Source organism: Borreliella burgdorferi B31, assembly GCF_000008685.2.
GTDB lineage: Bacteria > Spirochaetota > Spirochaetia > Borreliales > Borreliaceae > Borreliella > Borreliella burgdorferi.
In genome coordinates, this window is record NC_000950.1 from 1 (window position 1) to 24162 (window position 24162).

At 29.6% G+C, this 24162-nt stretch carries 33 protein-coding genes and 2 pseudogenes; 34 read left to right on the plus strand and 1 reads right to left on the minus strand.

Going from position 1 to position 24162, the window contains the following annotated elements; all coding sequences use genetic code 11:
* Positions 1-65 precede the first annotated feature (65 nt).
* From BB_RS06270 to BB_RS06405, 28 genes and pseudogenes are all read left to right on the plus strand, one after another.
* Positions 66-1289 carry a phage portal protein gene (locus BB_RS06270; protein ID WP_010883789.1) on the plus strand — a complete coding sequence of 408 codons (1224 nt, stop codon included), beginning with the start codon at positions 66-68 and terminating at the stop codon, positions 1287-1289.
* Between the two features lie 16 nt (positions 1290-1305).
* Positions 1306-2001, plus strand: a pseudogene (locus tag BB_RS06275) (DUF1357 family protein).
* Between the two features lie 11 nt (positions 2002-2012).
* Complete coding sequence (locus tag BB_RS06280; RefSeq protein ID WP_010883790.1) at positions 2013-2576, plus strand: DUF228 domain-containing protein; 564 nt, start codon at positions 2013-2015, stop codon at positions 2574-2576.
* A 3-nt stretch (positions 2577-2579) separates the two neighbouring features.
* Positions 2580-3347: a DUF228 domain-containing protein gene (locus BB_RS06285; RefSeq protein ID WP_010883791.1), complete on the plus strand. Its 768-nt coding sequence runs from the start codon at positions 2580-2582 to the stop codon at positions 3345-3347.
* Between the two features lie 28 nt (positions 3348-3375).
* Positions 3376-3951: a DUF228 domain-containing protein gene (locus BB_RS06290; RefSeq protein WP_010883792.1), complete on the plus strand. Its 576-nt coding sequence runs from the start codon at positions 3376-3378 to the stop codon at positions 3949-3951.
* A 21-nt stretch (positions 3952-3972) separates the two neighbouring features.
* Positions 3973-4932, plus strand: a complete 960-nt coding sequence (locus BB_RS06295) for a hypothetical protein (protein ID WP_010883774.1) — start codon at positions 3973-3975, stop codon at positions 4930-4932.
* Positions 4933-4951: 19 nt separating this feature from the next.
* Positions 4952-5407, plus strand: coding sequence for a DUF3890 domain-containing protein (locus tag BB_RS06300; RefSeq protein ID WP_010883775.1), 456 nt, complete (start codon positions 4952-4954; stop codon positions 5405-5407).
* Entirely contained in the window at positions 5407-5790 is a 384-nt protein-coding gene (locus tag BB_RS06305) for a DUF1506 family protein (protein ID WP_010256287.1), read from the plus strand. The genes BB_RS06300 and BB_RS06305 overlap by 1 nt, the downstream gene beginning before the upstream one ends.
* Positions 5778-6167: a hypothetical protein gene (locus tag BB_RS06310; RefSeq protein WP_002658432.1), complete on the plus strand. Its 390-nt coding sequence runs from the start codon at positions 5778-5780 to the stop codon at positions 6165-6167. Before BB_RS06305 ends, BB_RS06310 begins: the two co-directional genes overlap by 13 nt.
* Positions 6164-6730, plus strand: a complete 567-nt coding sequence (locus tag BB_RS06315) for a DUF764 family protein (RefSeq protein ID WP_010883776.1) — start codon at positions 6164-6166, stop codon at positions 6728-6730. The genes BB_RS06310 and BB_RS06315 overlap by 4 nt, the downstream gene beginning before the upstream one ends.
* Entirely contained in the window at positions 6711-7823 is a 1113-nt protein-coding gene (locus BB_RS06320) for a DUF787 family protein (protein WP_010883793.1), read from the plus strand. Before BB_RS06315 ends, BB_RS06320 begins: the two co-directional genes overlap by 20 nt.
* A 14-nt stretch (positions 7824-7837) precedes the next feature.
* Positions 7838-8266, plus strand: a complete 429-nt coding sequence (locus BB_RS06325; RefSeq protein ID WP_010258866.1) for a DUF1463 domain-containing protein — start codon at positions 7838-7840, stop codon at positions 8264-8266.
* Between the two features lie 15 nt (positions 8267-8281).
* The gene (locus BB_RS06330; RefSeq protein WP_010883794.1) at positions 8282-8737 is read left to right on the plus strand and encodes a DUF1473 family protein; all 456 of its coding nucleotides are present in this window, start codon (positions 8282-8284) and stop codon (positions 8735-8737) included.
* Positions 8734-8970 carry a DUF1322 family protein gene (locus BB_RS06335; RefSeq protein WP_010257901.1) on the plus strand — a complete coding sequence of 79 codons (237 nt, stop codon included), beginning with the start codon at positions 8734-8736 and terminating at the stop codon, positions 8968-8970. Before BB_RS06330 ends, BB_RS06335 begins: the two co-directional genes overlap by 4 nt.
* 7 nt (positions 8971-8977) lie before the next feature.
* Positions 8978-10273, plus strand: a complete 1296-nt coding sequence (locus BB_RS06340; RefSeq protein ID WP_010883795.1) for a DUF759 family protein — start codon at positions 8978-8980, stop codon at positions 10271-10273.
* A 22-nt stretch (positions 10274-10295) separates the two neighbouring features.
* A complete protein-coding gene (locus BB_RS06345) occupies positions 10296-10892 on the plus strand; it encodes a DUF792 family protein (protein WP_010883796.1) in 597 nt (198 codons plus the stop codon).
* 3 nt (positions 10893-10895) lie between these two features.
* Entirely contained in the window at positions 10896-11846 is a 951-nt protein-coding gene (locus tag BB_RS06350) for a DUF693 family protein (protein WP_010883797.1), read from the plus strand.
* A 17-nt stretch (positions 11847-11863) separates the two neighbouring features.
* Entirely contained in the window at positions 11864-12418 is a 555-nt protein-coding gene (locus BB_RS06355) for a DUF777 family protein (RefSeq protein WP_010883798.1), read from the plus strand.
* A gap of 29 nt (positions 12419-12447) precedes the next feature.
* Positions 12448-12780 (plus strand): DUF2634 domain-containing protein, encoded by a 333-nt coding sequence (locus tag BB_RS06360; RefSeq protein ID WP_002658459.1) that lies wholly within the window; start codon positions 12448-12450, stop codon positions 12778-12780.
* On the plus strand, positions 12777-13652 hold the full coding sequence (locus tag BB_RS06365; protein ID WP_010883777.1) for a DUF276 domain-containing protein: 876 nt from the start codon (positions 12777-12779) through the stop codon (positions 13650-13652). The genes BB_RS06360 and BB_RS06365 overlap by 4 nt, the downstream gene beginning before the upstream one ends.
* A 9-nt stretch (positions 13653-13661) precedes the next feature.
* The gene (locus tag BB_RS06370) at positions 13662-14267 is read left to right on the plus strand and encodes a DUF735 family protein (RefSeq protein ID WP_002658699.1); all 606 of its coding nucleotides are present in this window, start codon (positions 13662-13664) and stop codon (positions 14265-14267) included.
* Positions 14268-14276: 9 nt separating this feature from the next.
* Positions 14277-15092: a DUF685 domain-containing protein gene (locus BB_RS06375; RefSeq protein WP_010883778.1), complete on the plus strand. Its 816-nt coding sequence runs from the start codon at positions 14277-14279 to the stop codon at positions 15090-15092.
* Between the two features lie 74 nt (positions 15093-15166).
* Positions 15167-15370 carry a holin BlyA gene (blyA, locus tag BB_RS06380; protein WP_002658481.1) on the plus strand — a complete coding sequence of 68 codons (204 nt, stop codon included), beginning with the start codon at positions 15167-15169 and terminating at the stop codon, positions 15368-15370.
* 3 nt (positions 15371-15373) lie between these two features.
* The gene (locus tag BB_RS06385) at positions 15374-15721 is read left to right on the plus strand and encodes a BlyB family putative holin accessory protein (RefSeq protein ID WP_010883728.1); all 348 of its coding nucleotides are present in this window, start codon (positions 15374-15376) and stop codon (positions 15719-15721) included.
* On the plus strand, positions 15711-16046 hold the full coding sequence (locus BB_RS06390) for a BlyB family putative holin accessory protein (protein WP_002658486.1): 336 nt from the start codon (positions 15711-15713) through the stop codon (positions 16044-16046). Before BB_RS06385 ends, BB_RS06390 begins: the two co-directional genes overlap by 11 nt.
* Complete coding sequence (locus tag BB_RS06395; protein ID WP_010883779.1) at positions 16039-16392, plus strand: BBA14 family lipoprotein; 354 nt, start codon at positions 16039-16041, stop codon at positions 16390-16392. Before BB_RS06390 ends, BB_RS06395 begins: the two co-directional genes overlap by 8 nt.
* A 104-nt stretch (positions 16393-16496) precedes the next feature.
* Positions 16497-16997: a Bdr family repetitive protein gene (gene bdr / locus BB_RS06400; RefSeq protein WP_010259736.1), complete on the plus strand. Its 501-nt coding sequence runs from the start codon at positions 16497-16499 to the stop codon at positions 16995-16997.
* Between the two features lie 105 nt (positions 16998-17102).
* The gene (locus tag BB_RS06405; protein ID WP_010883780.1) at positions 17103-17525 is read left to right on the plus strand and encodes an Mlp family lipoprotein; all 423 of its coding nucleotides are present in this window, start codon (positions 17103-17105) and stop codon (positions 17523-17525) included.
* A 47-nt stretch (positions 17526-17572) separates the two neighbouring features.
* Here BB_RS06405 and BB_RS06410 read toward each other — a convergent pair whose 3' ends face one another.
* On the minus strand, positions 17573-18583 hold the full coding sequence (locus tag BB_RS06410) for an ERF family protein (protein ID WP_010883781.1): 1011 nt from the start codon (positions 18581-18583) through the stop codon (positions 17573-17575).
* Positions 18584-18959: 376 nt separating this feature from the next.
* Here BB_RS06410 and BB_RS06415 point away from each other — a divergent pair, with 376 nt between their 5' ends.
* The 6 genes and pseudogenes from BB_RS06415 to BB_RS06440 all read left to right on the plus strand — a co-directional run bounded on the left by BB_RS06415 (position 18960) and on the right by BB_RS06440 (position 24156).
* Positions 18960-20057: a plasmid maintenance protein gene (locus BB_RS06415; protein ID WP_010883782.1), complete on the plus strand. Its 1098-nt coding sequence runs from the start codon at positions 18960-18962 to the stop codon at positions 20055-20057.
* 9 nt (positions 20058-20066) lie between these two features.
* A complete protein-coding gene (locus BB_RS06420) occupies positions 20067-20633 on the plus strand; it encodes a DUF226 domain-containing protein (RefSeq protein WP_010257938.1) in 567 nt (188 codons plus the stop codon).
* On the plus strand, positions 20609-21364 hold the full coding sequence (locus tag BB_RS06425; protein ID WP_010883783.1) for a ParA family protein: 756 nt from the start codon (positions 20609-20611) through the stop codon (positions 21362-21364). Before BB_RS06420 ends, BB_RS06425 begins: the two co-directional genes overlap by 25 nt.
* A gap of 50 nt (positions 21365-21414) precedes the next feature.
* Positions 21415-21960 carry a chromosome replication/partitioning protein gene (locus BB_RS06430; protein WP_002658520.1) on the plus strand — a complete coding sequence of 182 codons (546 nt, stop codon included), beginning with the start codon at positions 21415-21417 and terminating at the stop codon, positions 21958-21960.
* A gap of 13 nt (positions 21961-21973) precedes the next feature.
* Positions 21974-22360: pseudogene (gene bdr, locus BB_RS06435) on the plus strand (Bdr family repetitive protein).
* Positions 22361-22830: 470 nt separating this feature from the next.
* Positions 22831-24156 carry a DUF244 domain-containing protein gene (locus BB_RS06440; protein ID WP_010883784.1) on the plus strand — a complete coding sequence of 442 codons (1326 nt, stop codon included), beginning with the start codon at positions 22831-22833 and terminating at the stop codon, positions 24154-24156.
* Positions 24157-24162 lie beyond the last annotated feature (6 nt).

Below are 24162 nucleotides of genomic sequence, written 5' to 3' on the forward strand. Positions count from 1 at the left end.
ATTTTATTGACAAAAATATTAGTTTTTGCTATCATGCATCTAATTTAATAAAGAGAAGTAAAAAGGTGTGTGATTTAAGAAAAACAAAACTAATAGATAAAATAAGTTCACTAGAACTATACAAATACTCAATATTTTTTAGAAATTACATTGAAAATGTAGCAGAAGATTGTCTCAAGAACGGACTTATTCTTGAGAGTGCTGCCCACAATGTTAGTGAGGTTGAACTTGCTAGGTTAAAGGTACAGCTTAAGAATGCTCTGCTTAATTGTATTATAAGCTACCGTTTTCATGGGATTGGCTATGTTTTAGTAAAAACCAAAGATACCCTAATAGATCTCGAACAACCCGTTAATATAGAATTACCTATTGGTTTTGAATACCTTGATTATGAATATGTAAGAGATTTGGGAGTTGATTTTGATCATATAACCTATAAAGTAAAATCCAACAATAAGAACAATTCTTTAGACGCAGTTAAAATACATAAAAGTCGACTTATCATATATGAAAACTTTGATTATATCTTAAAAAGATATGTTCCGTGTTATACCGAAAGCTTTTTACTAGATATTTATTTATTTGAAAAGATATACGTAGAAATAGAAAGACGTATTGAAAACCACAATTTTTTGTTTTACAAAGATGAATCTTTAGTACAACTACAAGACGCACTTTCTAGTGCAACAACTTCTTTAAGTGCACTTACTCAGAGTAATAATGATAGGGGAAGTGGCATTTTATCTTCTTTTTTGAGAAAACAAAATTCAAACAATCATAGTAAAGATATTTCTAATTTAAGAAACCTTAATGACTCATTATCACAGGAGCTTGCTAGGCTAAAAAGTAATCTAAATAATGAGGGAATGTTTTATACGGCCACCCCTAGTGCTAGTTTAGAGGTTATTAAATACGACCTTAGTTACTTAAAGGAGGCTTTAGCATTAATTAAGGCAAAAATTGGTGCAGATACTAAAGAGCCCTTAACCAGAAGTTTTAACGAACAGGCTAAAGGGCTAGGAAATGATGGTAAAGGGGATAGGAGTAATTATTACGATTTTTTAAAGGGTGTGCAAGAACAAGTTGAGAACGCTTGTAACTTGAAACTTACAAAGTATTTCGGGCTTGATATGAAGTTTAATTCTCTGATTATGTTAAGTGAAGAGCAAAAAGTGGAAAGAGATATAAAGCTAATTGAGCTTTACAGTAAATATAACCAGCTTATACAAAGTAGCTCCTTTGATAATGAGGAGCTAGCGATTTTAAAAGAGAAATTATTCTCATTTTGAGAAAAGGAGTTAAAAGATGACTGAGAAAAAAGAAAAAGAAGACCTGCAAGCACAAGATAAAGAAGAGCAGCAAAATAAGGCTGATACTAAAGTTATAAGTGCGCAGGAATTTGAAGAGTACATGCGCTTTAAAGAGCAAACAGACAATGTAAACCCCCTAAAGAGGTAAGGCGTGATGAGTATAAATGAGCGAATAACAAAAGAACTTGCAGAAGTTGAAGATCGAGAGCGTGTTGAAAAGCAATTGTTACTAGAGGCTGAGCGAATTAATGAAATTGATACACTTGTAAAAGCGCATCTTAGCAACCATTTTAACAAGGAAGTGTTACTTGCAAAAGGATACACCCTAAAAGACATTATGCAGGCACAACGTAGAGAGCTTGTTCGTAAGTTTGTTCCAATTGAGCAAATTAAAGCTATTGCTAAAGCGTCAGATATAAGTCATATCGATGGAGAGATACTAGAACAACTTGTTTCTTTAGCAAAAGTGAATATTAAATTAAGAAAAACTGGGAGTAGCAATTCTTCTTCTGTTGACTCTGTCAGAGGCAATATTGTTGTTAAATCAGAAGAGAGAGCAAGTTTGCTTGATTCTAATTTTGTGCCCATTAATTTCACGGAGTTTGTACAAGCGATAAGTAATACTTACAAGCAAAGACGAGCTCAATTTTATGAGAATCTAAAAAGACATAAAAGAACAAGTATTGCTTAAAGGAGTTTTTAATGAGCGATGGTATTACAAAAATAAAAGAAGATTTTGATAAAAAAGTTGCAGAAATTAAAGCATTAATGAAAAATCCTCAGCAAGATGCTGGTTTGCTTAGTAATTCTGTAGATTTTAGAGATAAAAATCTAATTTACTCCAATTCGGATGGAGTTTTTACTAGTAGTAAAGATAAAATAGAAAATTATCCTGCTAAAGGGTATCCATACAAGCGTGGAGTCAAGCTTAGTTTTAGTGCAGATAGTACTACAGAGCTAGAAGTTGAGGCTGGTGGTGGGGATGACTTGTACGGAATATGCACTGATATAGATGAGTTTACTGGCATGGCAACTGTAGTTCCAATTACAAATAACTTCACGGGGTATTTAACATTTAAGAAAAATGGAAATGGTGTAAACCCAGGTGATAAGCTGCATTTTAATGCACAAGGAGAGCTTGAAAAGAATGGGGGAAATGATAAATCTGTTAATGCTATAGCACTTTCAAAAGTACATAAATTAACCGAAGAGTTATCTATAGTGCTTGCTAGTGTTTTTGGGAATAGAGCTTTAAAAGGTAATTAAATTATGGCTTTAAAAGGCAAAGGGCAAGCTAAATCTCCTAATGTTGATGATAATCCACAATTAGGGTTAGAATCAGAAATTCCAGTTGCTCCTAGATCTAAACGTCAAACAAGACAGGCTGAAGAAGTACAAGCAAAAGATCCTTATTTAGATTCGGTTAAAGAACTTGACGATGTTCTTTTAAAATTTAAAAAATATTCAAAATCAATGAGTTCGATTGAAAATAAGGTTTTTAGTAGTTCGGGCGGTTGTTTTAAATCAAAGAATGAGCGAGTTAATGCTTATTCTTTTACATGTTCAAGCTTTGCAGACAAAATAGAAGAATATTCTTACGACCCAGCAAATAGTTTTCCATATAAGCGTGGGGTTAAACTTGTTCTAAAAGAGAGCTCTATATATGTTGAAGTTGGTGCTGATACTGATATGTATGGGATATGTGTAGATGTATGTGAGTTTAGTAGTACTGCGTATGTATTGCCAATTACGAATAACTTTGAAGGGTATCTTGTTACAAGAAATCCGAGTATAAAAATGGGAGAAATATTGGATATAAATAACAATGGGGTTATTATCAAGGCTGGTGGTGGGCCACCAACCGTAATTAATGCATATGCCCTCTCTGATTCATTTACAATCAATTTTGCACCCGAAGATGAACATCAAGATCAAGCTAGATATCCCAAACAAGAGTATTCTATTAATTTGATAAAAGTTGCAATTTTTGGCAATAGAGGCCTTGAGAAAACAGTAACACCTGAAGCTGGTGGTTAAGCCTTGGGCAATAAAAGGAGTTAAACAAATGGCAGACACAACGCAATTATTAAAAGATTATCAAGAGAAGAGAAGTAAACTTGAAAAGTTTATGAAAAATCCCCAGCATGACGCTGGTTTGCTTAGCAATTCTGTAGAGTTTAGAGATAAAAACATACAATTTTTTGCCTCTGGAGGCACTAGAACCAGCAAATTTGACAAATTAGAAAATCATCCATTTTCTGGGTATCCATACAAGCGTGGGGTAAAAAGAGTTATTCAAGAGGAAAAAGCTGATCAAATTCACTATGAACCCCACGTTGAGGCTGGTGGTAAAGATGATTTATACGGAATATGCATTGATATAGATGAGTTTAGCAAAACAGCCACTATTGTTCCAATTACAAATAATTTTGAGGGTTATTTAGTAGCAAAAGATTCTACGCTTAAAGTAAAAGACAAACTTGTTTTTAATAAAGACGGTGCTCTTGAAAAGGTGACTGGAGCACCACCAAATAAGGCAACTATTAATGCGATAGCGTTGTCTGATGCAAAACAAATTAGTAACGATGTTTTTTTAATAAAAGTAGCAGTATTTGGAAATAAAGCTGTAAGTAAAAATTAATGATATTTGGGAGGATTTAATATGGAATTATTTGATGAAAATTATTATGCAAAAGCTGTGGCTAATATTATAGGGGAAGTTAAAGATCCTATAATGTATAAATGGTTTTCGCCTGATCAAATTGAAGATGTTGATCTTCAGATGGGCTACCAAAGAACTGTAAAGTGGGATGCGTTTTTAAATGCTAATCCTACAACGATTGCTAATGAAGTTAATACTATTTCAACTATTGGATTTAGTTCTGAAGTGGTAAGACTTAATTACTTAAAATTACAGTACAAATTTAGGCACTTAAAGCAGGCGTCTGAAAAATTTTACACTTCAGACTCATATCTTGGTGACATTAATAACAACTTACTTCCTTTCTCTCAAGCCTATAAGCTTGCAAGTAGCGAGATTATTAAACTTATTAATCACTTTGTACTAACAGGCACTGTTTCAATTCAAAAAGATGGAAAAAATCAAAAACGTCTACTTCCCAATATGTATGGACTTCTTAATATGCCACATCAAGTAAAAGAAGAGGTTGAAAGTGCTAATAAGGACAAAATGGATAAAATATTTGAAAAAATTGAGGCGGGACTTTCAAAGTTAGAGCTAGGAGACGAATTTTCTACACCTATGATGGTAATAGTTGACCCTACAACTTCGCTCAAACTCGTAAAGCCCTACGCAGCAGCACAGGGTGCAGCAAGTAGCTGCGAAAAATGGGAGGATGTTTTGATTCAAACTATTAAGGCTATTAATAATAGAGAAGATGTCTACATTGAAACTTCAAACTTGCTAAAACATCAAATACTTATTTACCCATTAAACCCAGAGCTTATTAAGTTTAAACCTAGCAAGTATATGTTGCCTACACCAAATGAACAAGTGGATAAAGATTCAACTGATATTGCTCATTCATACATTGATTTTGTTTTAGGAGGGCTACTTGCTACTAGAAAAACTATTTTGCAAGTACATATTAAACAAAGTTAAAAACATAAGGTAAATCGAAGTGAGCGAACAAAAAAACTTACAAACACAAGTTGAGGCTGAAGAAGAACTTTTGGTAACAAAACTTCATTCTGAAGTGTTATTGTTACTAGGAATAGACAAACTTGCATTAAGTAGGCAAAATTTTCTACTTCATTTATCTTTACTTCAAGCTATTCTAGTAACACGTGGGATTGATGCTAGCTCACTTACATATGAACAAATATTTTTACTTACCCTTTACCATATGGGTTGTCAATTAAGAAAACAGGGAGTTGTTCAAGAATTTGAATTTGATAGGATCAAAAAAGAGAAATTCAATGAACTTGAACTTAATTATTATCCTAGTAGCAGTGGAGGCGAAGAAGGTGGCGAGGGGGGTTGTGGCTCAAACAAGAATTTTTGTTCACAACTTGATGCATTTTTAGAAAAATTAAAAAGAGAAACTTCAACGCCATCTTGTGTGGGAGTTGTCTAATGAATGGTGTTAGAAAAAGACTTTCTGATATGTCATTTCGTATGATCAACGTATTTAAGGATCCTAAACCCTTAAAGTTTTATAAAGGTACTGTTGTAAAGCTTGAAAATGATTCTTCTTATCAGAGAGTATTTGATAAAAATAAGTACACTGAATTCGCAGGAGTTATTATTGACATAAAGCCACAAGAACTTGCAATTCTTTATGATTCTGATATGTCTGATATTCAAGGATATTCCAAACTTTACACATATCAAGACCTTAACTATGAACTAAAAGACCGAATATCAATTGCAGATTTAGTTTACTTTGAAATATTTAGTATTGACTCTTCAATCGGATATTTTACTTTGGTTTTAAAGGAATTTATATGGACAAACTAGAATTTAAAATGGAATTGGAAATTGGGTGGTTTGGTGGTCGTGCAGGTATTGCTAAAATGCATGAAAAAGGGAGTAGCAATTTACCAGCAAGAAAACATTTAACCAAAATTGCTAGTAGTTCTGAGTTTAGAGAATATATCAATAATAGCTATATAAATTCTAAGTTTAATCTTGACCCTAAATCGGGAATGGAGGCTATTGGACAAGCTTTTATAAGATACTATGAAAATTATCTACTATCAGCACAAGTCACTCCAGCCTTAAAGGCTAATACAATCAAAAGTAAGTTTAAAAGGGGTAGTAACACTGCAGCAATTCCACTTGTTGATACAGCCAAAATGTTATCAGAGATTACTTATAAGGTAACACTTGAATGATTTTCACTTTAGATATGGTATTAAATCATTTAACTAAAATATTTAAAGGGTTTAAGGCGTATGCAACTGAAAATAATTTTGAGTGCGATATCATAAATACCTACAATCATCCATATCTTTCAAAAATCACAGCTGCTAGCTCAAATATAATAGCATTGAAATTTGCTGGTACAGAAAATCTATTTGATCATAATTCTAGAGCAGGTGTATTTTATGAGAATGCTTTGGAATTTAGTATAAATTTTCAAATATATATTATTGCAATAGTGTTAAACGCCAAAGACTTTGATGCTAATTCACGCATGTTAATGCTTTATAGTATGCTTAGTGACTTTCTACACAATAAAGCTCATAAGTATACTTTGCCCAGTCTACAACCCGAATATATTAATAAAATTAACTTCTACATTTACCCAACATCTAATATGCAAACAGTTGGACTGATTAATTTAGGCACAAAATATAGCAACCATGCATACAGTGCATCTATAGCATTCAATGCTAGTGTAAAAGCAATTGAAATTTTAAAGGAGGAATACGAAATTGCCGCAAGATACAATTAGTGTAAGTTTTATTGACTCTAGGATTCAGACTAGTAGGCCCAATTATTATAATCCACTTTTGGTTTACAAAACAGCTAAAATCAAAGTTAACAAAGATACTGCTAGCTATAAAATATTGAATTTAACCGTTAATAATTATGAAAAACAAATTGAAACTTTAGAAAAAGAGAATGGAAATGGAGAAGATCAGTTTGGAAAAGAAAAAACACTGCTTAAAACTGCAATGTCAAATTTTTTCAATTCAAGCGAAGAATCGTTAAAATCAGCCGATCTTTTCATTTATAAGGATAAGCCTGAAGAGCTAAAAAATTATCTTAAAGTACATAGACACACTTTTGTTGTACTTATTAACACTGAGGGGGATGCGTCAGATGATGGACTTAAAATTTACAAAGATGACTATAATAAATTCAAAATGCCTTCAACTTTTTTTGTATTCTCGACTAAAGAACAAGAAATAAAAGAACTATTTAAAGATAAAGGCAATACTGAAAAAGAAAGAAATATTGCTGTTTACAGTAACAATAAAGACAATTTACACCTTAAATTTATAAGTCAATATCTCCATCAAGCTAGTATTTTTCATGCTGTAAATCCTTATGGTATGCCGCTGGCTGCTACACCACTTGTTGATGATACTGTAATTGGAAAGTTGCGAACTGCAAAAATCAACTTTTATTCACTTCTTAATGAAACTGGGCTTGATGGTGTACCTGCCTTTAAAGAAGGTGTTGACCTAGCTGGAGGTGCAATAGACGAACAATTTACATACCACTATATAAAAAACGAAGCGATTATTGAGCTTATTAGAATTTGGAACAAAAACAATAGGCAAAATAGCAAATTATCTGCACTGCAGCTTAGTGGAGCTAGAGACAATGCATATACTTCAGCAATTGAATGTTTACTGAAAAGGTTTGTGGATAGAGGACTGATAATAGAGTATAAAAATTTAAGTCTTACTCTTTCTCCTACACCACAACTTAAATTAGAACTTAGCGTGAATATTACTTATAACTTTAGCATTAATGCTGTTGCTTTAGTAATTACTACTCAAGATATAGTTGATTATCAAAACAGCTTAAGTGCTTAAAAGGGGGTCTAAAAATGCAATTTTATGATTTAAGAGAAGTTTATTTTTCAATTGGTGGTACGCAGTTACATAGTGGCAAGCTAGAGCTTACAAGCGAACCTACAACAAGAGCAGTGATTAGTAGTGAAGATAAAGGTATGCCTGTAATAAGCTTAAGAGATCCCAAAACAATAACTTATGTTTTCAATATTGAAGTGACACTAGGTAGTCATGACTACATTTTGTTAACTGAACTTTCTGATGAACAGTTTTACAATATGGACGTGAGAAAAGAGGATAAAATGCTTGATTTAGCATTCAATGATAGAATTGCTACCAAAATTATTTCTAACTATGCAATTTTTACTGAAGAGCCTTCAAGAAGTTATTCTGCTGAGGCCGAAAAAGTATCTTTTGAAATTAGGGCTATTAATTGCCAAAAATCTAAACCAAACAACACTTAAAAGGAGGGTCTTATTATGATAATGAGATATAAAATGAAAATTTTAACTAAAAATAAAACTTATGAATATCCGCTGAGAGTACTTCCGGTCTATGAATGGGATAAAGTGCTAGGATTTAATCAAAGTGACGCTGTTTTAAAGCTTAATGAGGTTAAATACTTAAGAGAAATCACAAGCTTAATGATAAGTCCAAAATTTTTAGACGAATTCTATGTGATTTTGGATCAAAATAGAGAATTTATTTCTTATTATAAGGACTATCTTGTTGCAATAATTTACACTGCACAATTTAATACTTTTCATTTAGACAATGATCTAAAAAAGCCCGCTTTAGTATATTTGAGTGAGTATGAAAATAATGTTGGTGATTTTGTTGCTTTTGACTATATTAATGAAAATTTTGATTATGAAAAAGTAGCCACTTCGCTTTCATCAATTACATCAAATTCCAATGAGCTGGTTGCTAAATGAGCAAAAGAAATAGAGATATTGATAAAGCTATTGCAAGTCTTGATGAGACTAGAAAAAAATATTTTAACTTGCTTGACGAGATTAAGAACGATAAATACTTTTTCCCAGTAATTATGAATATTTGCTCATACTACTCGGTTAAAAAATTGCCTTATGACGAGCTTTTAGAAGTCAATAGACTTGCTGAGATTAAATTAGAAAAAGAATTGTATGAATTAATTTTAAGCAAGTGAGGACTTAGTGAGCGACAAATTCACCATTAAATTTAAAGGTATTCTTGATCATGCTGCAACAAAAAAGGCCATTGAACAAGATATTTCTAAAATGGAAAAATATCTTAAACCTAAAAAATCTAGTTTGGGTAGCACTAAAGATATTGTAAAAAATAATTTGTCGGACAAGAAAAAAGAACTTAGTAGACAATCTAAATTTGAAAGCTTAAGAGAGCGTGTTGAGAAATATAGACTTACACAAACTAAAAAACTTATAAAACAGGGCATGGGATTTGAGAAAGCTAGAAAAGAGGCTTTCAGAAGATCTTTAATGTCTGATAGAGACAAAAGGCATCTTGAGTATAAAGAACTTGCAAAAGAATCAAAAGCAAAAAGTAAAATGTTAGCGGCCTCTCAAGGAAAAGGACTTGTTGCCAAAATTGCAATAGGTAGTGCCCTAAGGAATATCATTAGCAACGCTATGAGTAAAGTTGGAGGAGGCCTTTTAGGTTTTGCTAAAAAAGCAGTTGAAGAAGACACCAAAACAAAAAGAACAAAACTTCTCAATAGTGCATTTTTTACAGATAACGAACGAAATATGATTATGGGAAATAAAGACAAGAATACTAAGGGAATTCTTGACGGAATGAAGGGATTTGAGCGCGACTTAGAAAAAGAAGAATTCTTAAATCAAGCAAGTGTCTTTAAGGGTACTTTAAGGGACTTAGATATGTTAAATGAAACTAATTTGAAAAACGCAGTAGAATTTGCAGCTATGCTTAAATCCAGTGGTGCTATGAGCAGCGAAGATGCAGTAAAGGCTGTTAATAGTGTTCTTGGGGGTGATGGAAGTGAGCTTTTTGATCTATTAAAGAAGTCAGGTGTTGGAGACAAATATATAGAAGATGCCAAAATGGCCTGGCAAAGCGGGGCTCAAGTAGATCTAGATTCCAGAATTACCAAGATGATGGAAATGTTCAAGGATTTTAAATCTTTCGGCCTTACAAAAAAAGTCAATAATGCTGAAAGTATTCAAAGTAATTTGGCTTCAGCTGAGCAAACTCTTCAAAACTTAACCACCACTGTCTTAGACCCAATACTTGGCCTCGTTAATAAGATAACTAAATACTTTGAAGGCTTTAAGTTTGAAACACACATTATTAATCCCATAATTGATGGCATTAAAAGTATTTTTAATCTTAATTATTTCTTTGCAAAATTAAAATCGATGCTACCTGGATGGATGGGCGGAGATGAGGGTGCGGCTCTAAAAAAACTACAAGAAGAAGTTCAAAATCAAGACAATGCTAACAACACTCCATAATTTTGGTAAAAGGTAATTACTTATGGATATTAACAATAAAAATACTAACAATAAAACAATGTTACCCCAGGAGATTTCTCAAATAATAAGAGATGTAATAACCCAAATATTTGCTCTTTTTGGAGCAGATAATTTTTTAGTGTTATTTCCTAGAATGGATCTAAAAGGTTTTGGATATGTTCCTCAATTGTTTTTTATAAAACCAAAAACCGAACTCATAACACGCACTTACAATACTAGTTGTTCTAAAAGACCGGTCATCAATTATTATGATAGAAAAGCGGAATATGTCAGCTACAATCCGGTAATGACTGGTGAACATATATCATTAAACGGTGGAATACTAACATCCTTATATAAGGATATGCTTTCTTTACTCAAAATGACTGTTTTTGGCAATACTATGCTACGCTTTGACGCTCATCTTGTAAAAGAACAACTAGCCAATAGAATACAAGCACAAGTCCCTTTTAGTATATATAGTCCAACTTTTGGCCTTAAAGAATTAGCTGTAATTACAAGTCTTTCGTTTAAGGACACTCCTTTCATTGACGAAGTTGAGGTTAGTTTATCAATAGAAATAGTAAAAACATTTGCATTGGAAAAATATAAAGGATAAAAAATGCTGTTACTACAATATGATTTTAAAATTGAGTTCTACAATGTAGATACATCAAAAAAATCACCTGATGGAATTCCTTTCGCCGAAGAAATTCCTAAAATTATCATCAATACACAAGATGGAATTCATATTGATATTTCAATATCCAACGTGTATTCAAATATTCATACTATAAGTTCCAAACAAGCAAAAGTCGTACTTTGGAATCTTCCCTTAGACTTCACCGACGACATTAAATTTGGAGATATAGTAAAAATATATTATAAGAAATTTGCTCATGAAAAAAATTTTGATTTCATAATGGCAGGAACTTTAGGACCTCCTATGAGTACTGATTATCCGGGTGGGGATTTTAGTGTAGATCTTGATGTTCGTTTATTAACTAAAAGCAACTTCTTCAATCGTAAGTTGGCAGGCAAAGAAGGCAAAAACTTTAAAGGCAAAACGGTGCAGGAGGCAATAGAATCTGTATTTCCCAATCGCAATATCCTTAATATGGATGAAAAAGATTGTCTTAAAATTATTGACAAAGATATTTATGCCACAACACCAAAAGAGTTTATTGACAAAATAAAAGGAACATATGTTCATAACGTAATAGCCGATATTGGTACTGGGTTACGGGGATATGAATGCTATCTGATATTTACTAATTATATAAAAAAGGGGGAAAATGTCCACTACGAGGCATTAGAAGACTATGGACTTGAATTTATACCACAACAAGAAATTACTTTGGGCACAACACTCAAAAAAAATCTTATATTTTGGAACGCAAAAACATTTTTCACACATAAGTTAAATGTTGGAGATAAAGTCTCATTTATTGATGGACTAGGGAAAATGATAAAAACCACTATAAAAGAAACAAGTGCAAGGCTTAGCAATACAGGAGAGTGTTCATTAATATTAAAGTTAGACGATGATTCTAATACAAAACGTAAAAAATAAAGGGGACTAGAATTAGAATGAATGAAGACTATGAAATTTACAGAATGAATCAACGCCTTTATGGCCAGGCATTGGCTCAAGAAGACCTTAAAAATTGGATTTATTCAAACATTTTTATAATTAAAATTGGCACTGTAAAGGAGTTTAAACATCAAACTCAAGAAGCTATTGTTACAATACCCGAATTTGAAGATTTAGAAATTCACACAAAAAATATCTCTAATATCAGTTTAGAACTATCAAAAGGTGATTGCGTTTTACTACTTCAATCAAGCATTAATATTTTTGATAAAAATAACGACATTCACTTTGACAAACATCATTTTTATATACTTAGTGCAATTAGCCCAAAGACTTTAAATCTAATCTCTGATACTGTTAAAATTAAAGCAAACAATAACATTGAAATAGCTAACCAAACAACTAGCTTAAAAACAATTCTCAAAAATATTGTAAGTGCTATTGAGGGTATAAAAGTCGTACCCGCACAAGGAGGCCCAGTAATTGAATCAGTCAGTCTAAAAATAGCAACCACTAAAATTAATTCTGATATTAATAGCTTGTTTAAGTAATTTTTGCTAAATATGGTATAATTACTAGTATGGATTTAAGATTAGGCAATAATTTTGAATTGGTATTTAATAACGATTTATCACTTGTTGATGGAATTGATGAACAAAAACAAAGATTTTTGATATTTTTAAAAACCTTAAGGGGTAGTTTAAGCTATGCTCCTCATTGGGGACTGGACTATTTCTTGCTTTTAAAACTGTTAAAAATTAACAATCTTCACGCTGTAAAAAATTATTTTCACGAAATATCTAAAGAACTTAACTTAGATTTAATAAATATTTCAACTACTATACAAGACAACAAAGCACACATATCCTTTTTTTTCTCAGGCGATGTTTTGAATATGGAGTTTAATTTATGAGTATAGTTTTTGATTCTGATTTTGGCATTTTAAAACGTACAATTAAGGATATTGTAAGATCGAAAAGAGAATATTTGCGTGTAAATTATGGGATTAATATTGATGATAACCAAAGCTCAATTTATAACATTATTGCGTCTTCTTTAGCATTAATTGAAGAAGAAATAATTAATGAGCTTAATCTCTTTTTTTCTAAAATGAAACCGGGTGGCACTTATTGGGCTGCTATTGAAGAACACATTTCTTCTAAAAGCACAACTTACAGCGCGGTTCGCACGGCTTTACTTAATCTTGATGGGGTTGAGTACACTAATATTAAAAGTGCAGCTGGTAAAGCCAACATATATCTAATTTTAAAGGAAACTTTACTAGACGATAGTAAATCTAACATTAATAGTCCTGAATTTAAAGCAAAACTTTGGGAAACATTATATCTAACAACTCCTAGTGGGACTTTACTTGAGGGAGACATCGAAATTGATGGCCTCAATTCAACTGGACAACGGAAATCCTATAAAATATCGCTAGGGAAAAGAAAATATGTTTATATGAAAGTAAAGTATAAACTTGACCTTAAAAACTACCTCTACTTAAATATTGACTCTCAAATTAGGGATATATATTCTAGGATTATTTCAAATAACTATTCTGATATGGGAATTAGCTTTGAATATCAAGACTTTTTTGCTCCAGTTAATGAAGTTAAAGGAATTAAGTTTATGGAAATAAGTGCTTGTATTAAAGATACAGACACTGAGAGTATTACAAAAATTGGTGATAGCGATTTTAAAAAAAATCAAGATATTGCCATTAATGATGACACAATGCTACTTTTCAATATGACAGATAGATTGCTTATTGATATTGGATAGTTAACAAATATGAAAATACCCAATCTTTTCAAAAACACCGAAATTCATAAATTTATACGTACAGAAACAGAATATGCACAAGCATTGCTTAATGAACTTAAGTCCCTTAATTCCAACTTCATATCCATTAATGTAATAGAAAATATAAAATCAAGATATATTGCAATATGGATATCTCAAGTTTTATCTATCTTTTATGCAAAAACTCAAACTTTACAAAGTATTACAAGCAATATTAATAGTGTTATTTTTGCTTTACGTCATATTGGCACTGACGAGTCATTTAGACTGATTTTCAAGACCTTTTTAAATGTAGACATTGAAGTTACTACTCCTGAAGCTGGGGTTATTGATATCTCTTTAAAAGGGGTAATAAAAACAAACTTTACTACATTTATTTCGCCTAGCACTAAGAAAGGAAAACGACTAAAAAAGATAATTCTTAGAGAAAAGAAGCCGGGATACGCTGCATCTAAAAAAGCTTTAGTATTTAACTCACTTCCTAAAGGCTATGATCATTCAATTTATGCTTTTATTAAGAGAATTATTCCTATTGGTAGAGTTCTCAAAATTAATAATACAGATGGTAACAATATTATTACTTTCAATAACTAAGGAGGTTTTATGGCTGATGATCAAGAAAAATTACTGATTGATGAAGAAGAAACGGTTCAAATTAAAGATTTAAATAAGGTTACGACCGTTAACAATACTGATCTTTTACTGCTTGATGATGGAGCTGCAAGCAGCAATGCTATCACCTTTAAAAACTTCTTAAAAACCGTTAATCACCAAACATTTAAAGGCGAAGAGCTAGGCTATTTTAAAGAGATAATTAAATCTACAATCGCTACTGAACTTGCAGCTGATAAAGATTTTATAAAAAGCATTTACGATTTAATCGTTGACAAGCTAATTGAGAATGAATCTAGTAAACTTTCAAATCTTTTTAGTAAAATCAAATCGCGCCTTACAGATAGCATATCATCAGCCACTTTATCTAGAAGTGATGATCTTTTGATAATGCCTTCATCAGATACTATTCAAAAAACACCCGTTCCTAAACATATACTTGGAGTACCATCAAATTTTACTTATGGCAGCATAACTAGAAGTACTACACTTTATCCTTCTGACTATGAGAATAAAGCGATATCTATTAATATGGAAGACAATGATGATGTAACTCTTATTTTTTACAAAAATTACGATAATGATCCCATTTATCTTGATATTGAGATTCAAGTAAAAATCAATGATAATAGGATGCAGAAAAAATCATTAAAACTTATGTATTCTGATGAAATTACATACAATTGGGTTTATGAAATTACGGGCCCTCGCGGACTATTCACCAGAACTCCCATTTATAACGGATGGTATATCCAAAAAAGAGCCTCCTTGTATGGAGATTCAGTCCCAGATCTTTTAAAACTGTAAGCTTTTTTAGCAAAAATTACGATTTTGATATATAATGTATATACAAATAAAAAATTAAAATAAAGGATTAAAAAATGGATACTATTAAATTAACAGAACTTCTTATCAATTTAAACGAAATTAAACTTATAGCCGTAATGATTTTTGTAACAGTGTTGGTTTTAGGAGTATTAATTCTTCTCAAGCCTTTACTAAAAGACATATTGACTATTGTAATAGGCAAGATTTTTAAGAATGGTAATGGTAATGGCAAAAATCACATTAAAAAAAGAGATTAACTTATGAAATTATCCAAAGATAATGTTGAGCTTGGACTTACGTCTTTATCAACCCTTATTGATATATTTTCTAAATTTGAAGATGAATTTGATGAAATTGCACATAAAGGATTCTTTTTGGTTTATGAGCTGTATTCTCATTATAAATTAATCTATACAGCAAATATGGAAAGACTTGAGAGTGCATTAACCCCAGCAATAAATAAAGCACTCGCTCCATTAAATGAAAAAATCAATCAATGCATTGACTTAGTTAATTCTGATGAAAAAAATCTCAAAATATCTAATGATCTGAAATTCAATCAGGAAGGAAAACCTATCTATAAGGAAAGAACAAATAATGCAAAATAACACTATTGGTTTAGGACTTAATTTACTATCCAGCTTAACTAACATAGCTAAAACTGATACAAACATAGATCATAATTACATTAATACTTTTAGTAAAGTAATAGATTTTTTCTACAAAACATATATAAGCACACTAAAATCTATGGAAACAGCTGAGTCAACTAAAATATTTGAAGAAATACAAGACATTTTAAAATACAACATTGAGATAATAGAGGCTATCTCTACTGATAAAAGCAAAAGAATTATCACTTCACTTAAAGCAACACGTAACAAAATCATGAAAGAATATATCAAAATACTTAAAAGAGGTGAAAATGCTTAAAAGATTGCATTGTCTACTAATTGCTTTGCTACTATGTTGCACCACTATTGCCAACCTACCAGAAGAGCCAAAACCGCCAATTATTCCAACACTAAAATCTTTAGCTAAATATGAAACACAACTTTCAGAGCATGTTATGTACCTAGTAACATTTTTAGCTAAAACAAAAGTCAAAGTTAATGACCCAAATTATCCAGAATATCCTTATCCAGACTTATCAACACTAAAAGACGAACACTCCATAACTGCAGTAAAACATAATATCAACATATATTTAGAGTACATTAAAAAAACAAAACCAATAGCGGAAAAAGTCTATAATAAATATTCCCAATTAAAAATGTAAATTACAAAAAGGTTTTTCTTGCAAGAAATTCTATTTTACATATAAAAATCTCTAAAGCCAATTAATCTAAAATAGTGTATAATATGACCATAAGGGAAAATTTTATGGAAACAGTGTCAACAAATATTGCAGGTGTAACTCAAGAACAAATATATAAAGAATTTATTAGACTGGGCATGGAACAACTAATAGCACAAGATTTATCTAAAAGATATTATCACAATGAACTAACATATAGAGATTTAGAAAATTTAGAAAAACAATTTGATATAAAATTTGATAATCTTATTTCTAAAATAGATACTGTAGAAAAGAATTTAAATGTTAAGATTGATGCTGTTAAAAGCGAACTTAATACTAAGATTGACAATGTGGAAAAGAATTTAAATCTAAAAATAGATAGTTTAGATACTAAGATAGATACTGTAGAAAAGAATTTAAATTTAAAAATAGATAGTGTTAAAAATGAACTTACTGCTAAAATAGACAATGTGGAAAAGAATTTAATGTCTCTTTCAGAAATGCTTAAATGGGTATTAGGAATTATGGGAGCAATGTCTATAACAATGATAGCCGGGCTAATATTTGCTTTCATTTCTAAATAGCTACTACCTCACTTAAAGAATATCAATTCAAATAATAATTGTTTATCCAATATTTAGTATTAATAATTGATTAAGTGAATATTAATAATAAAAAAAGGAATAATAATGAAAATTATCAACATATTATTTTGTTTATTTTTACTAATGCTAAACGGCTGTAATTCTAATGATACTAATAATAGCCAAACAAAAAGTAGACAAAAACGTGATTTAACCCAAAAAGAAGCAACACAAGAAAAACCTAAATCTAAAGAAGAACTTCTTAGAGAAAAGCTAAATGATAATCAAAAAACACACCTTGACTGGTTAAAAGAAGCTCTGGGCAATGATGGAGAATTTAATAAATTTTTAGGATATGATGAAAGCAAAATAAAATCTGCACTTGATCATATAAAGAGTGAACTTGACAGTTGTACTGGAGATAAGGTTGAAAATAAAAATACCTTCAAGCAGGTCGTTCAGGAGGCCCTTAAAGGGGGCATAGACGGCTTTGAAAATACTGCAAGTAGTACGTGCAAAAATTCATAATATATAGCAGCCCCCAAATAGGGGGGCTTTACCATGTAAGAATCTTGCTATGCTGCAAATATCTCATCAAACCGTTCATATTCTTTTAAGACACTAAAGAATATTAATGGGCTAGGACCATAAGCAGTCCTCTTAAACACCACAAACTTTTCAAAATCTTGTAAATCCTTTAATTTATTATTTTTCTTGAAATAGTTTTTTATAATCTCCGCCCAATAGTTTATACTCTTAAAATCACTATTTTTCTCAAAATACGAGATTAAATCAGATTCAATTTTCTTGATATCATCAACATTATTGGGGTCTATATTCTGAATAAAGCTTATTTTTTGAATAATTGAGTTTATATTATCTTTTATTGTAGGGCTATTTACCCAATCTTTTATATTAGACAACGCTTCTTTAAAAACACCGTAATAATAAAACCTATCTTTTTTTTGTTCTTGCTTAATGTCTCTTTTCTGGTTTTGAATAGTGTTATTTTTTTGATTTTGATTAATCTCTTGTTTTTGCTCTCTTTTTTGTTCTTGCTTTTGATTAACACTAGATTGTTTGCTAGGCATAGAATTTCTGTTTTCATAATTATTGTAAATAGGTGCTGCATCAGTATCCATTTCGCTTCTTATGCAAAGATGCCCTACTAAAGCGTACCTTTTGAAATAAGTAATAGCTGATCCAACAAATTGTGGCATCGTATTCATATTTTTAGACCCATTTTCACTGTTCCATTGTAATTTATCTGTATGAATTCGCGTATCAAATGAGTATTTGTACACAGTGCTTGTACTGTAGAATGTAGTCCTAATATAATCAACTATGCCATATTGCCCCTCTACAGAAATTGGGGCTTGCGTAAAAAAAAGATCCAAATTATGCTTATCAATAACACTATAAATTACTTCTACTATGTCATTGAAATCTTGATACTTATACCCATACCCTTTAAGACTTTTGTCAATACGCGGCAAGTTTCTGATTAGGGTGCTCATATCTTTTCTGAATTTAATTTCTCCTTGAATATTTTCTTGTGGATTATTATTGTTTGAAAGATTTTCCATCTTTTTCCTCCTTATTTTGTAATAAATAATTATATAGCAAAAACTATTTTTGCCAACTTTTTTACAAAAAATTTTACACAAAAGAAGTGGGACTTAACCAAATTCCCTTTAAAAAGAATTTCGCCAAGTTCCCACTATGATTTTAGAAAACTACAAAATAAGGTAGGTAAAAATATGAAGATATTTTCCTACGCTATTTGCAGTATAGTCTAATTTGTGATTAAAATCAATAAATCTTTTTACCAAATTACAAAAAGTGTATTTAATTAATAAGATTAATAATTAAAATTTAATATTTTTTTAGAAAAGTATTTACTTTTAAATCAAAATTTTGCATTATAATAGTAATTGTTAATAACAAAATAAGGAGTAAAAAATGAAAGATTTTTTAATCACCACAAAAAATCCCACTTGCCACAACAAACACCAACACAAGTTAATATATCTTACATCAACAGTAGATTTTCTAAACAAAAAAGATAAGAAATATACACAACAAAACATACTCTATTACTATAATAAAAATCTAAAAAGAAATGGTTTGGCTCCCACTACACTGAGAACAATGCAAAATTATCTTTATAAATTAGAAAAAGTATTAAAAGTCACAACGAATTACTACCAACACATGGGTGTAAATTGTGGAACTGAAATTTACTATAAGCTAAAGTATCCTAAAAAAGAATGTTACCAGAAAATCAACAAGTACTTTAAAGAACGAAAAAACTCTAGATTTAAATCTAGAGTTAATAACCATTTTAAAGACAATGTTTCTAAAAATAGTAGTGTAAATTCAGTGGAGTGTTTAAGTAATAAAAATAATATAAAAGAAGAAAGAAAGATTAAAGAAATAGAAAAATATCAACTAAGAAATTATTTCAATAATTGTAACTTTAAAACGGAAGAAGCTCTTTCTATTTTGTATTTAAATACTGATAAAGATACTAAGATTGAGGCAATAAATATCTTAAAACAAAATGAAATTGCCCTAATAAAAAAATTCAATATAAAAAAATCTTGCATGAAAGAAAAACAAAAAAAATTAAAAGAAATTCTATACAACACTAGGAAAAAATTAGAAGAAAACGGGTACAATCCCAAACAATTAGAAATAAATTTACAAAAAGTATACGAAAATTACAAATACAAGCCCCATTTTATTATTGAAAATCATAAATATAATGATTTAGGTTACATAAAACGTAAATTAGAAAAGTCGATTGAAAGAAAAAAAGAAAATTCTCAACAAAATTATCAAAATTTAAAGGAAAATATTTTCAATATCCTTATTGAACAACTAAAAAAAGAAGTAAATATTGAAATTCTAAAGCCAATTATAAAAGAATATTTGAATAACCAAAAGAAAATAGAATACAATAAAGTATTTGGTATATATCATCTTGAATTATTAGAAATAATAAAAAATGAAAAAAATTCTTTAACCACAGAAGAATTTAGCATAAAGGCCGTATGAGGATTTAACATGGAAAATGCACCAGAACCTATTGAAACTGTAAAAAAGGGTAAATGTAAGGTTGAATGCCAAAATAAAGAACGCTTTATTTTAATTGAAAAAGAAAATGGTAAAGCAATGTATCATACAAAAATAATGATGGATATTTATAAATTTGGAGTTTATGAGAAAAAACACGAATTTAGATTATCATTGAGGGCCTTATTTAATGGGGAAAGGATTGTTGAAGAAACTCATTTGTACCCAATTAAAGAAGGAGATAAGTTTATTGGTATTTTTTATGGCTACAGAAAACCAATAAAAAAGCCATTAATAAAGTATCAAATAAACGGAACTAGAAAAGCATATGCATTAGCAAGGGCATATTATATGGAATTTAGATTTAAAGCCGGAAGTGTATTTTGCTATTTCAAGGGATTATATCGATTATTAGATAAAAAAAGAACAAATAATCATTACAACAAAGTTTTATTTAGTATGTTTACAGATTTAGAACAACAAGTATATAAATTTTATGGGAAAAAATACCCAGAACAAGGACCGTTAATAAAATGGATAATAAAAAACCTAAAATAATAACAATAGCGTCAATTAAGGGCGGTGTTGGCAAAAGCATGTTGTCAATTATATTTTCATATATTTTAAGCGAAATGAACAATAAAGTGTTGATTGTAGATTTAGATCCTCAAAATAGTTTAACCAGTTATTTTTTACAATATATCAGAAATATTGAATTGAATAATGTTTATTATCTTTTAAAAAGAGATCAAAACATTGCTTTTAATGAATATATAAATTCAATAAATAATAATATGTATATTATTCCGGCCCATCCAATTTTATGTAAATTTGAAAAAGGAGATATTCCTTATAAAGAGCTTATGTTAGAACATATATTTGATAAAAATTTACATTATTATAATTTTGATTATGTAGTAATTGATACTCCCCCTAGTTTAAGTTCTTTATTGTTTAATGCGTTAAACATTACACATAAAGTTATAATACCTATTCAAGCAGAAAGGTGGTCTGTAGAGTCTTTGCCAATATTAATGAATGAAATAAAGGAAGTTGAAATAATAAGAAAGAAAAATATTGATGTGTTAATAATAGAAAATCAATTTATAAAAAATAGAAATACGTATAAAGATATTGAAAGTATTTTGCAGTCAGAATACAAAGATCTTATTAAAGGAAGAGTTCATTTTTATAATTCAATTAAGGTTTTTATAAATGAATTGAAAGAGCCTAATAATAAAGAAATTTATTATCAAGAAATAAAAAAAATATTAAACAATATGTTTTAAAAGTCTTCCGGAAGACTTTTAAAAATAAATCAGAAACTTAGGAGGATTAAGTGTCAAAGTTAAAAGTAAAAAAAATATTATTAAATAATAGAATTGAGGATGTTCAAGAATTTGAAAATGAGGAACTTGAATATAAAAGCTATAAGGATCAACTTCGTAGAATTACTGTTGATGATGTTGAGAATAAAATTAAAACAATGAAAATCCTATATAAAATAAGAGAAAAAAAACTTTATTTGATTGATGGTTATAAAAAATTTGAAGACTTTTTGTCAGAATTTATAATATCTAGAAGTCAGGCTTTTTTATACCTTAAAATTTATAGAAAAGTATTAGAGGGGAGCATATCAATAAATGATATTAAAGAAAAAGGCTTAAAGGGTGTATATAGAAATATATTAAACGTAGAAATTAAAGAGGATAAGTCAAAGCAAAATCCAATAAAACCCCTAAGATTTCAACTTAAAAAACAGGAAAGTTATAATTTTTATAAAAAAAATGCCAAATTTACTAGTTTTATGATGGACGAGATTTTTGAAAATCAAAAAGATTTGATTAATAAACTTTTAAAAAAATATAAAGAATTAAAAGGATAATAAAGGGGATTTTATGAGTAATTTAGCCTACAATGCTCTTAAAATAGAAAATATAAGGTTAGAATTTTTAAATAAGGGGTTTAGTGAAGAGGCAATAGATTTTGTTTTACTTCAGAACGACAATTACAACTTTGAAGTTTTAAAGGAGAAAATGAATTCTTTAGAACAACAAATAATTAATGTAGAAAAGAATTTTCAAAAAGATATAGATAGTGTAAATACTAAAATAGATAGTGTAGAAAAAACTTTGCAAAAAGATATATCTAGTCTAGACAATAAAATAGATATTTAAAAAAATGAACTTAATGCAAGCAATAGAACAATACAAGTAATTCTAATAATGGGAATAACGTTTGCCCCAATTATCTATTCTATATTTAATAAGTGTTTTTTCAATTGAAAATGATTAAAATTTTATAAAGTAATAAGTTAGTATATAGCTCTAAAGTAGAACTTATTTGAATTTTTTAACAAGATAATTTAAATAGGTTCTTTTATTTTAATAAATACAAAATAATTTTAATTCTAAATTGAACTGAATTTAATTGTTTAGTGAGTTTATCTAAAATAAATTAAGCTAAGCCCGCGGCTTTATTAAGCTCTTTAACATGAGAATTTAATAAAGCTTTTATTTATTATAATAATTTCTGTAAAAAGCCTGACAAAAATAGTTTTAGTTATACATATGTATATGTATAACTAAAAAAATATATTGCTATCAAAAAAATCCAATTAAGTTGGGTTTAGCTAAGTTCTTTAACAAGAGAATTTAAATAAGCCCAACTAATTTTTTGTAAAATTTTTTGTAAAAAAGTTGGCAAAAATAGTTTTTGCTATATAATTATTTATTACAAAATAAGGAGGAAAAAGATGGAAAATCTTTCAAACAATAATAATCCACAAGAAAATATTCAAGGAGATCTCAAAATGATAAGTGTTAATCAACAAAGTTTTACTGGATGCGAAATATTTGAGGAAAAATCTTCTCCCATTAAAGAAAAAAGTAAATTAAGTAAGATAGGTAAGAAATTACCCGGAATAAGCAGTCAAGAATGTTTTAGATTTAATCGAAATATTGATTTTAGTCTTCAAAGAAACAAGTTAGATAAATACGGTGCTAGTGAAGTAGGTAATATTCTTGTTGGAGGTGCTGGGCTGAAAGATTTAATGATAAACAGAGTGCTTAAATATTTTGATATGAGTCTACCTTTTGAAGAGAATTTATATATGCTCAAGGGCAAAGAGTTAGAGAATTTAGGATTTAGAGAATTTGTTAAAGCACATAGTGATAATATTAATGTTTTGTATAAAAACAAATATGCCAATGGAGTTGATAAGTATAACTATTTCAAAAAAATGGGTAGTTCACAAACTTTAGTGGGCTCAACAATTGATGGCTGGTTTATTAATAATAATGGCGATTTAGAACTATTAGAGATTAAAAGTAGCGACTCTCATTATATGAGTAGTGCTATTGCTGAGTACAATAAAAATGGCAATTTTTTAAGCAGTAAATATTTTTTCAAATATTATGTACAAGCACAAATGCAGCTAGCATGCACTGGGCTTGAGTATTGTAATTTGTTCTTTTTAATAGATGCTGCACCAATTAACTGTAAGATTAAAAGAGATGAGGCCTTAATATCAAAAGTGTTTGAATTTGTTAATAAATGTGAATTAGAAATTATAAATTTAAAAAAAGATATTTATAGTAACTATAGAGACGATTACTTAATGGCACATAATTTTAATGAGGATACGTTTATAAAACTTGTTGAAGATTTAGTAGAAAGGAGTGATTTTTATAGTTCTGGAGTTGAGTTTGATTGGGCAAGAGAATTTATAGAATATGTTGATTGTACAGACCTTGAAATTAAGGATAATCAATCTGCTGAAAATCTTGCGTATGATTTAATGGAGATTGATAGTCTACAAAAAGAATTAAATAGAATCCAAAACGAAAATAAAAAAAGAGAAAAGCCCATTAAAGATAGGTTGAAGATGCTAATTTACAATATTACGAATACATATCCACTAATTGAGCAGTTAAATTATAAATTTGGAGAGTTTGTGTTTACTCTTGACCCTAAGAAAAGGGCAATATCAGATAGATTAAAGGGACTACTACCAACAAGTGGTGCAGTATTTTTCCCTAGCAATATAGCATTTGCAAATAGTGTTAGTGTCCCCATGTGAATGGGT